Source organism: Streptomyces sp. NPDC004542 (assembly GCF_040610035.1).
In the GTDB taxonomy this organism is placed as follows: Bacteria; Actinomycetota; Actinomycetes; order Streptomycetales; family Streptomycetaceae; genus Streptomyces.
Genome location: NZ_JBEXLP010000149.1, coordinates 1 through 10,148 on the forward strand (window position 1 = coordinate 1; position 10,148 = coordinate 10,148).

At 72.5% G+C, this 10,148-nt stretch carries 9 protein-coding genes; 2 read left to right on the plus strand and 7 right to left on the minus strand.

The genetic code is table 11. The annotated features are described in order from the left end of the window. Positions 1–42 precede the first annotated feature (42 nt). The 7 genes from ABZX30_RS36865 to ABZX30_RS36895 form a co-directional block, all read right to left on the minus strand. Positions 43–903 carry a CoA ester lyase gene (locus ABZX30_RS36865; RefSeq protein WP_355942461.1) on the minus strand — a complete coding sequence of 287 codons (861 nt, stop codon included), beginning with the start codon at positions 901–903 and terminating at the stop codon, positions 43–45. Between the two features lie 48 nt (positions 904–951). Next, complete coding sequence (locus ABZX30_RS36870; RefSeq protein WP_355942464.1) at positions 952–2,034, minus strand: cytochrome P450; 1,083 nt, start codon at positions 2,032–2,034, stop codon at positions 952–954. A 147-nt stretch (positions 2,035–2,181) separates the two neighbouring features. Beyond that, positions 2,182–3,567, minus strand: a complete 1,386-nt coding sequence (locus ABZX30_RS36875) for an acetyl-CoA carboxylase biotin carboxylase subunit (protein WP_355942467.1) — start codon at positions 3,565–3,567, stop codon at positions 2,182–2,184. A gap of 3 nt (positions 3,568–3,570) precedes the next feature. Continuing rightward, positions 3,571–3,810: an acetyl-CoA carboxylase gene (locus ABZX30_RS36880; protein WP_355942470.1), complete on the minus strand. Its 240-nt coding sequence runs from the start codon at positions 3,808–3,810 to the stop codon at positions 3,571–3,573. Between the two features lie 26 nt (positions 3,811–3,836). Then, positions 3,837–4,817 carry a biotin-dependent carboxyltransferase family protein gene (locus ABZX30_RS36885; RefSeq protein ID WP_355942473.1) on the minus strand — a complete coding sequence of 327 codons (981 nt, stop codon included), beginning with the start codon at positions 4,815–4,817 and terminating at the stop codon, positions 3,837–3,839. Further along, entirely contained in the window at positions 4,807–5,721 is a 915-nt protein-coding gene (locus tag ABZX30_RS36890; RefSeq protein WP_355942476.1) for a carboxyltransferase domain-containing protein, read from the minus strand. Before ABZX30_RS36890 ends, ABZX30_RS36885 begins: the two co-directional genes overlap by 11 nt. Then, positions 5,718–6,491, minus strand: a complete 774-nt coding sequence (locus tag ABZX30_RS36895) for a 5-oxoprolinase subunit PxpA (protein WP_355942479.1) — start codon at positions 6,489–6,491, stop codon at positions 5,718–5,720. Before ABZX30_RS36895 ends, ABZX30_RS36890 begins: the two co-directional genes overlap by 4 nt. 224 nt (positions 6,492–6,715) lie before the next feature. Here ABZX30_RS36895 and ABZX30_RS36900 point away from each other — a divergent pair, with 224 nt between their 5' ends. Both ABZX30_RS36900 and ABZX30_RS36905 read left to right on the plus strand, forming a co-directional pair. Then, on the plus strand, positions 6,716–8,866 hold the full coding sequence (locus tag ABZX30_RS36900) for a SpoIIE family protein phosphatase (protein WP_355942482.1): 2,151 nt from the start codon (positions 6,716–6,718) through the stop codon (positions 8,864–8,866). 222 nt (positions 8,867–9,088) lie between these two features. Then, positions 9,089–10,123 carry an LLM class flavin-dependent oxidoreductase gene (locus ABZX30_RS36905; protein WP_355942485.1) on the plus strand — a complete coding sequence of 345 codons (1,035 nt, stop codon included), beginning with the start codon at positions 9,089–9,091 and terminating at the stop codon, positions 10,121–10,123. Positions 10,124–10,148: the final 25 nt, after the last annotated feature.

Sequence of the window (10,148 nt, forward strand, 5' to 3'; positions counted from 1 at the left end):
GCGGCGCTCCGGCCCGCCGCGGGACCGTGAAGCCCCCGTGCCTCACTCGTCGCCCGTGGCCACCGGCCCGGAACCCGCCGCCCGGGCGCGGGCGAGGACGGCCTGGGCGCGCAGCAGCACGGGCCGGTCCACCATCTGCCCGTCGACCACCGTCGCCGAACCGTGGCCCGCGGCGGCCACGACGCGGTGTGCCCAGGCGATCTGCTCGTCGGCCGGGGTGAAGTCCCGGTTCGTCGTCCCGACCTGTTCGGGATGGACGCACAGCTTGCCGCCGTAGCCGAGGCCGATCGCGTGGGCGATGTCGGCCCGCAGCACCGCGTTGTCCCGCACCGCCGTCGTCACCCCGTCCACGGGAGCGGCGCGGCCCGCCGCCGCGGCGGCCACGACGAGCGCGGAACGCGCATGGCGGAGGGCGTCGTACGACGTGTGGTCGACCCCCAGCTGCGCGGCGAGGTCGACCCCGCCGAAGGCGGGGCGCAGGACCGAGGAGACGGCGCACACCTCGAACGCCTTGAGGACGCCGGCCGCCGTCTCGACGAGCGGGACGATGCCCGTGCCCGCCGGCAGGCGGTCCGTCAGCCCGGTGAGTTCCGCCGGGTCCTCGGCCTTGGGCACCATCACCACGGAGGTGCGGCCGCCCACGGCGTCGAGATCGTCGGCGTACCACTCGGTGCCGGCGCCGTTGACACGCACCACCGCCTGGTGGCCCTGGTCCAGCCAGGCGGCGACGTTGCCGCGGGCTTCTTCCTTCCGGTCGGCGGCGACCGCGTCCTCGAGGTCGAGGATCACCACGTCGGCTCCCGATGCGACGGCCTTCTCGAACCTCTCCGGCCGGTGGCCCGGCACGAACAGGAAGCTGCGCGCGAGCATCACGGTGTCCTGGAGCGGGGATGGCTGTGCCACGGGTGTGTTCCTCTGTCGTCGATGGATCGTGAACGGTAAGGGGGTCCGTCACCCCGGGCGGCGGACCCGGACGCGGCGGGGCGCCCGGAAGGACAGCAGGTCGATCATGGGCGGCTCCGGCTCGGTGAGTTCCACCTCCGGCATCCCCGCGGCCTCCTGGACGGCGACGCGGGTCTCCATCCTGGCCAGGCGTGCCCCGAGACAGCGGTGCACGCCCCATCCGAAGGCGAGTTCACCGGTGCCCCCGGTGTCGGTGAGCTGCAGCAGCAGCGGTGCCCCGGCGGGGAGGACCGTGTCGCCGACGACCGTCGCCTCCCGCGTGATCCGCCGCCAGGTCGGAACCGAGGACTCCCGTGCCAGCAGGCCCTCGACGACCCGGTCGGCCTGTGCGGGATCCGCCGCGACCGCGTCCCGCGTCTCCCGCCCGGCGGCCAGCAGACGCAGGGCCGAGGAGACCAGCATGGCGGTGGTCTCGTGACCGGCGACCAGCAGGAAGTACGCGACCGAGCAGACCTCGTCGTCCGCGAGGCCGTGGCTCACCAGCCGTCCGAACAGGTCCTCGCCCGGTGACCTGCGGGCGGCCGTGGTGCGCTGCCGCAGCCAGACGTAGTACTCGGCGGCGGAGGCGGCGAGCCGCTCCTGTTCACCGGCGGTGGGTGTGCCCCAGAACAGCTCCAGCGAGTCGTGGCTCCAGCGCTTCAGATCGGGGACGCTCACATCGTCCAGGCGGAGGAGTTCGAGAAGGACGAGGGCGGGCACGTCGGCGGCGACGGCCGCGACGAGATCCACTTCCTCGCCGCGTGCCAGCCGCTCCCGCACCCTCGCCCACCGTTCGGCGTTCAGCCGCCGGACCACCGGCTCCAGGGCGTCCACCCGGCCCGGGGCGAAGAAGCGGGCCACGGTCCCGCGCACCGCGCGGTGCCCGGGGCCGCCGCTGTTCGCCAGGACCGGGGGCAGCGCGAACCGTACGCGTGCCAGGACGCGCAGGGCCCGGGGCCCGAGCGGCGTGTGGGCGGTGAGGGCGTTGGCCGGGCTGAACCGGCCGGGGTCCGCGAGGACCCCGCGTACCTGTTCGGGGTCCCGTACCAGCCACAGGCCGGCGTTCTCGTCGTAGCTCACCGGACAGGTCACGGCTCACCCTTCTTGCGGCGCGGGGATGCGGGGCGGGATGCGGGGGAGAGAGCGTCTCGCGGGGCACGTCTCCCCGGGGACGGAAAAGGGTCCGACGTGAGCCGGCCGGCCTGCCCCGAGGGAGCGGTGGGGCAGGCCGGCCGGCGGTCAGGGCGCGGCCCAGGCCGCGATGAACGGGTCCAGGGAACCCGTGTGGAAGGCCCCGTCCACGAACGCGTCCCAGTCGAGGATCGACTGCTGCAGCCCGGCGGTCGTGTGGACGCCCTCGACGGTCAGCTCGCGCAGCGCCCGGCGGGCCCGGGCCACCGCCTCGGCCCTGGTCCGGCCCGTCACCAGCACCTTGGCGATCATCGAGTCGTAGTAGGGCTGGATCCGGTCGCCCTCCTCCAGGCCGGTGTCGACCCGGACCCCGGGTCCGTCCGGCCAGCGCAGCCGGGTCACCTGTCCGGGCGAGGGGAAGAAGTTCTTCCGGGGGTTCTCCGCGTTGATGCGCAGCTCGATCGCCGCGCCCCGGAAGGTGACGTCGTCCTGGGTCAGGCTCAGCGGGAGGCCCGCGGCGACGCGCAGCTGCTCCCCGATGATGTCGACGCCGGTGACCAGCTCACTGACCCCGTGCTCCACCTGGATGCGGGCGTTGACCTCGATGAAGTAGAACTCCCCGGAGCGCGGGTCGACGAGGAACTCCACCGTGCCGGCGCCGGTGTAGCCGACCTGCTTGGCGATGCGCACGGCCGCGGCGCACAGCTCGTCCCGGACCTGCGGAGCGAGACCGGGCGCCGGGCTCTCCTCGACCAGCTTCTGCCGGCGGCGCTGGAGCGAACACTCGCGTTCGCCGAGGTGCACCACGTTCCCGTGGCCGTCGGCGACGATCTGCACCTCCACGTGGCGCGGGTCGATCACGCACTTCTCCAGGAAGACGGACCCGTCGCCGAAGGCCGCCTCGGCCTCGCGCACCGCCTCCGGCAGCGAGGTCCTCAGCGCCGCCTCGTCGTCGGCCCGGCGGATGCCCCGGCCGCCGCCGCCCGCGGCCGCCTTGAGCATGACCGGGTACCCGACCCGCCCGGCGAACGCGGCGGCCTCGTCCACGGAGGAGAGGTTCCCGCTGCCCGGGATCACCGGTACGGAGGCCTGTTCGGCGATCTCCCGGGCCCGGACCTTGTTGCCCACGGCCTCCATGACCTCGGCGGACGGGCCGACGAAGACGAGGCCGGCCTCGGCGCAGGCCTTCGGCAGCTCCGGGTTCTCGGCGAGGAAGCCGTACCCGGGGTGGACCGCCTGGCAGCCCTGCTCGAGGGCCGCGGCGACCACGCGGTCGATGCGTAGATAGCTCTCCTTGGCCTGCGGCCCTCCGATGGCGGCGGCCGCGTCGGCCGACCGGACGTGCATCGCCCCGGCGTCCGGGGCCGAGTGCACGGCGACGGCCTCGATGCCGAGGTCGTGGCAGGCGCGCACGACCCGTACCGCTATCTCCCCGCGGTTGGCGACCAGGACCCGGGTGAGGGGGTTCGGCTGTGTGCTGGCGTCTGTGCTCACGGATCACTCCACGGTGAGGAGGGACTGGCCGGCGTCGACCGCCTCCTCGTTCTCGACGAAGAACGCGGAGACGCGGCCGGAGGTCTCGGCGTGGATCTCCTGGAACATCTTCATGACCTCGATCAGGCCGACCACCGTGCCCGCGTCCACCGTGTCGCCGACCTCCACGAAGGGCGGTGACGCGGGGTCGGGGCGGCGGTAGAAGACCCCGGGGAACGGTGCCGCCACGGTCGTTTCACTCATACCGGGTCCTTTCGGGAGCGGGCCGGTCACCGGGACCGGGCCTCGATGGCTTCACGTGCCTTGGCCAGCCGGGCCTTGGCCTCTTGTCGGGCGCCGAGCGCGGCGTCGATCGAGACGGGCACGAACCGGGTGACGTCCCCGGTCTTCGTCTGGCCCGCGACCTGGATGTCCGCGCTGATGATGGTGCCGATCGTGGCGTAGCCGCCGCCGGTCACCGCGTCGTTGAGCAGGGCGATCGGTTCCGTGCCGCCGGGGATCTGGATCGAGCCGATCGGGTAGCCGATGTCCACCACGTTGGCGGGATCGCTGCCGGCTCCGCGCGGCTGGACGCGGGGCACCCACTCCACGGCGCCGCCCCGGTAGCGGTAGCCGACCCGGTTGGCGTCCGGTGTGACCTTCCAGTCGGTCTCGAAGAACGCCGCCAGGCTGTCCGGGGTGACCCGGTAGCTGGCCAGTCCGACGACCACCCGCAGTTCGGCCGGGCCGGAGAGGTCCGGCACCAGGCCGGGCGGCAGGTGCCGCCCCGGGGTGCCGGTCACGTCCGTGCCCACCGGAACCAGGTCGCCCGCCTTCAGCGGCCGGCCCTGGAATCCGCCCATCCCGCACAGGGTGTAGGTGGAGCGCGAGCCCATCACCGGCTTCACGTCGATGCCGCCGGCGACCGCGATGTACACCCGGGCGCCCGACCTCAGGAAGCCGAAGCCGAGGACGTCACCGGCTGCGGCCCGGTGCGAGGTCCAGGGCTGGATCTCCTCGCCGTTGAGCTTGACGGGCAGGTCGGCGCCGGTCACGGCGAACGTCGTGGCCTCGGTGAACGCGATCTCCGGCCCGAGGTAGGTGCACTCCAGCACGGCCGCTCCGACCGGGTTGCCGACCAGCGTGTTGGCCACGTGGTAGCTGAACCGGTCCATCGCACCCGACGGCGGCATGCCGAGCGCGTATCCCTGGGTACGGCCCTCGTCCTGGACGGTGGTCATGAGTCCGGGACGCAGAATCTCAAGCGCCATAGAGCAGCTCCTGCATGGCGGCGACGGTCTCGTCGGGGCGGGCGAACCAATCGGCGGGGGTGAAGTCCAGCTCCTCGATGCGGTAGCGGAACGTGCCCTCCTCGACCCGCGCCCTGATCTCGTCGAACTCCGCGCGCTCGATCCTGCGGTAGTTGAACAGGTCGCCGGGGCGGGGGAAGGAGAAGCTGTCACGGAAGTCGTACAGGGTCTGCTCGGGCTGCACGATCGGCGTCGCGCACATCCCGAACAGCTGGTAGCCGCCCGCCCCGTCCACCGGGTAGATGGCCGAGAAGGCGCCGCCCCACGCGAAGGCGCGCTCCGGGGTGAACGTGCGCGGCCGCACGTACTTGGGCACCTCGATCTGCCGTTCCTCGGGGACGAGCTGGTAGCCCCAGGGCACGGTGGGCACGAACCCGATCATGGAGATCAGCGCGGGGGCGGAGACCATGGCGTCGATGAACTCGTCCGTGCTGCCGTAGCCGTTGAGCTCCGCCGCGAACTCCAGGTCGGTCAGGTCCGGCCGCTGGTGGCGGTCCCGGAACCGGCGCACCGTCTCGGCCGTCCACTCGTCCTCGAACAGGACGGGGACGTCCACGATCCGGGTACGCAGGGTGATCGACCGGAAGTCGGAGTGCTCGGCCTCCAGCCGGCGCAGCCGCTCGACGATCGCGCCCGGGTGCACCCGGTCCGGATCGATGCGCACCATGTACGAGGCGTTCGACAGGCAGATCTCCACGACACCGGGCAGCTCGGTTTCGGCCAGTGCCCGGGTGAGCACCTGGGCCTTGAGATTGGCGTCGAGGCTCATGGCCTCGCTCAGCTGGACGACGATCCACTCGTCGCCGCCGAAGGTGTAGTGCGTCCCCTTCGGAGGCTCGGTGAGGACTCCCACGCGCGCCGTCATGCGGCCACCGCCTCCACGGTGACACCGGAGTCCAGGACCGTCTGCCGGACGGCGGCGGCGAGTTCGACGGCGTGGTCGCCGTCGCCGTGCACACAGATACTGCCCGCCGTCATGTCCACCAGGGTTCCGTCCTCGGTCTGCACCTGACCGGTCTTCAGGAATTGCTTCACCTGGCCGAGCGCGAAATCCATATCGGTTCCGGTGATTTTCCTTTTGATGACGAGGGTTCCGTTCCCGTCGTAGCTCAGGTCCGGATACAGGTCGCCGACGACGGTGTGGCCCAGCTGCTGGAGTTCGTCGCAGAACACGGTGCCGAACGCCGGTGCCGGCCAGTAGACCAGCGTGTCCGGCATGAGGGCGTGCACGGCCCGCGCGCCCGCCAGGCCGGCGGCCTCGTCGTCCCGCAGGTAGCTGTAGAGCGCGCCGTGCGGCTTCACGTGGTGCATGGGCATGTCCTCCGTGTCCAGGAAGGCGCGCAGCGCGCCGATCTGGTAGGTGAGGAGCGCGGCCACCTCGTCCGGGCTGAGCAGGATCCGGCGCCGGCCGAACCCCTCGAGGTCGTGGTAGCCGGGGTGGGCGCCGACCGCGATGCCGTGCTCCTTGGCCGCGCGGACGGTCCGGCGCATCACCGTCGGATCCCCCGCGTGGAATCCGCACGCGATGTTCGCCGTGGTGATCAGCGGGAACATCTCGTCGTCCCGGCCCATGACCCAGTTTCCGAAGCTCTCACCCATATCGCAGTTGATATCGATCGCAGAGATTGTCGTCATACGCGATTCCCTCCCATGAGCCGAGGCTGCGCTCGGTGCCGCCAGCGTGGTTCACCGGGGAGACACGGACAATTGTTTCACGGCACGAAACGGGCCGGACTTTTTCGGGCGGCGCACAGTTCGCAGCGCATTGTTGCCTCCGGGGGGCTGACGCATACTGGGTGGAAACCAGGCCCCTAGACGATGCTCCGTGCGCCGGAGCGTCCGGTGAGGCGGCAAAGAAGATGACGTACGACGATGCCTGTGCCGGAGACCGGGCCGGGCGCGCCCCGGCGGTCGGGCAGCTCTTCCTCGGACCGCCCTCCGTGCCGTCGCCGAGCGACGACGCGGTTCTCGCCTGGCTCTTCTCCGCCTCACCGGTCGCCGTCTCCCTCTACGACTCGGCCCTGCGCTGTGTGCGGCAGAATCCGGCCATGGCCCGGCTGACCGGTGCCGAGGAGCACGCCTGGCACGGGCGGCGGGTGACGGAGATCCTCCCCGGCCCGCAGACCGTCTCCTGGGAGGCCCGTATGCGCCGGGTGCTCAGCACCGGCCGGCCGGCCCCGACGGCGCGGCTGCGGTGCCGGGTGCCGGCCGACCCGGCGCGGGAGCGCTCCCTGTCGGTGTCCGCCTACCCGCTGTGCGATTCCGGGGGAACCGTCACCGGCCTGTGCCTGACCACCGAGGACGTGACCGAAGCGGACCGCGCACGCGACCGGCTGGTCCTGCTCAACGAGGCCGGGACCCGCATCGGCAGCACCCTGGACGTGATGCGCACCGCCGAGGAGCTCGCCGAGGAGCTCGTGCCGCTGCTGGGCGACTGGGTCAACATCGACCTGCTGGACACCCTCCTGGAGGGCGCGGAGCCCGGCCCCTTCACCGGGCAGGTCGCCCTGCGGCGGGTGGCGAACAACTCGGTGCGCCCCGGTGCCCCCGAGGCGCTGCTCCAGCCGGGCGAGGTCGACTTCTACCCCGCGCACTCGCCCGCGGTGCGCAGCATGGCAGGCGGACGCTCGGTGGTGCACCGGCTGACGGACCCGGCCGCACAGGCCTGGCTGAGGGACCAGCCGGTGCGCGCCGACAGCGTCCACGAGCACGGCTACCGGTCGATCCTGTGCGTACCGGTGCGGGCACGGGGCACCGTGCTGGGCGTCGCGGTCCTCCTGCGCGCCCGGGAGGAGCCCTTCGGTGACGAGGACCGCATCCTGGCCGAGGAACTGGTGGCGCGGGCCGCGGTGTGCCTGGACAACGCGCGGCGCTTCACCCGGGAGCGCACCGCCGTGCTGGCACTGCAGCAGAGCCTGCTGCCCAGCCGGCTGCCCCCGCAGCCGGCGGTCGAGGCCGCGTCCCGCTACCTGCCGGCCCACGGGCTCGGCGGAGCCGGGGGCGACTGGTTCGACGTGATCCCGCTGTCGGGGGCCCGGGTGGCGCTCGTGGTCGGTGACGTGGTGGGCCACGGCTTCGAGGCGGCGGCCACGATGGGCAGGCTGCGCACGGCGGTGCGCACGCTCGCCGACGTGGACCTGCCGCCGGACGAGCTGCTGACCCACCTCGACGACCTGGTCGACCGGATCGCCACCGAGCGCGACGAGGCGTCCGCGGACGCCGCCGACCTGGGAGCCACCTGCCTCTACGCCGTCTTCGACCCGGTCGCCGGCACCTGCTCGGCCGCCCGGGCGGGCCATCCCCCGCCCTTCGTGGTGGCCCCGGACGGCGAGGCCCGGCTGCTGCCGCTGCCCCCCGGCCCGCCGCTCGGTCTGGGCAACACCGTGTACGAGGCGGTGGAGACCGAGCTGCCCGAGGGAAGCCTGCTGGCCCTCTACACCGACGGGCTGCTCGACCCCGGCGACGTCGACCGGAGCCTGGGGCGGCTGGGCTCGGCGCTCTCCCACCCCGTACCCGCTCTGGACACCGTGTGCGACCACGTCATCGACACGGTGCTGCCGCCCGCCCACGCCGACGACGTGGCGCTGATCGTCGCCCGCACCCGCACCTTCGGCCCCGAGGAGGAGGCCAGCCTCGAGGTCCCCGACGACATGGCGGCGGTCGCGCAGGCACGGTCGTGGGCCGAGGAGCGACTGGCCCGGTGGGGGCTGGACGAGCTGGGCTTCGTCACGGAACTGGTGGTCAGCGAGCTGGTCACGAACGCGCTGCGGTACGGCCGGCCCCCGGTCCGGCTGCGGCTGCTCAACGTCTCCACGCTGATCTGCGAGGTCACCGACGGCAGCAACACCGCTCCGCACCTGCGCCGGGCGCACCTGTCGGACGAGGGCGGCCGCGGGCTGATGCTGGTCGCCGAGCTGACCCAGCGCTGGGGCACCCGGCACACCCGCCGCGGCAAGACCATCTGGTGCGAGCAGGTCCTGCCCGAGGGTACGGCACCGCGCGCCGGCTGATCCCCGTCACCGCCAGCACCGCCGTACCGTCACCGCCGCACCGGAACCGCCTTACCGGAACCGCCGCACCGGCGCCCCCGTGCCCGCCCGCGCGTCCGCACTGGTGCGCCGCACGAACCGTCCGTGTTTTTCTCGGGCAGCGCCCAGTGGCCCGACACGTGAGAGCCGCATGAGCATGTGTGCCACGTCGCTGTTCATATGCGGACACAAGGAGACAGCAGTATGAAGTTCGGATTGTGCTTCGGCATGGTGGTCCCCCCCGACGGCGAGCTCAGCTGGGCCGACGCCGTGGCGGACTTCATCCGCCTGGCGCCGGAGATCGAATCACTCGGCTACGACTCGGTGCACGTGACCGAACACCACTTCCAGCGGGACGGCCACAACTCCTCACCGCTGACGGTGCTCGCGGCCGTCGCCGCGGTGACAGAGCGGCTGGAGCTCACGACCAACATCCTGCTCGCCTCGCTCTACAACCCCGTCAAGCTCGCCGAGGACACCGCGGTCGTCGACAACATCTCCCGGGGACGCCTGCGGCTGGGCATGGCCCCCGGTTACGTGACCGAGGAGTTCGCGGGCCTGATGGTGCCCTACGAGACCCGCGCCCGGCGCTTCGAGGAGGTGATGGACATCCTCCAGGCCGCGTGGACCAACGAGACGTTCAGCTACGAGGGGGAGTTCTTCAGCATCCCCGAGACGCGTCTCATGCCCCGTCCCGTGCGCCGGCCCCACCCGCCGATCTGGTACGGCGTGTCCGGCAAGCTCATGCTGCGCCGGGCGGCCGCCCGCGGCGCGGCCTGGGTGGGCTCCCCCCGGCACACCATCGACGAGCTCGCCGAGCACCTCGCGGTCTACCGCAAGGCGTGCGACGAGACCGGGTTCGTCCCCCAGGAGCTGCCCATCATGCGGGGCGTCTACATCGCCGAGACGCGTGAGGAGGCCGAGCGGATCGCGGCGCCCGCGGTCACCCACCTCTTCCGCGAGCTGTACGGACGCAAGTCGGCGGAGGGAGAGCGGCAGCTCCGCAACGACGCGGGCGCCGTCATCGAGGACGCGGACACCGTCAGCTTCGAGACGTTCAAGGACCGGTACATCATCGGGTCGCCGGACGACGCGATCGAGCGCATCACCGCCCTGCGGGACCGGCTCGGGATGACCGAACTGACCTGCTGGACGCAGCTGCCGGGCATCGGCGGGGCCGATGTCCTGTCGTCGGCGCGGCTGTTCGCGAAGGAAGTCATCCCGGCGTTCCGCGACTGAACGACGGCGGGGGGGGGGGGGCCCA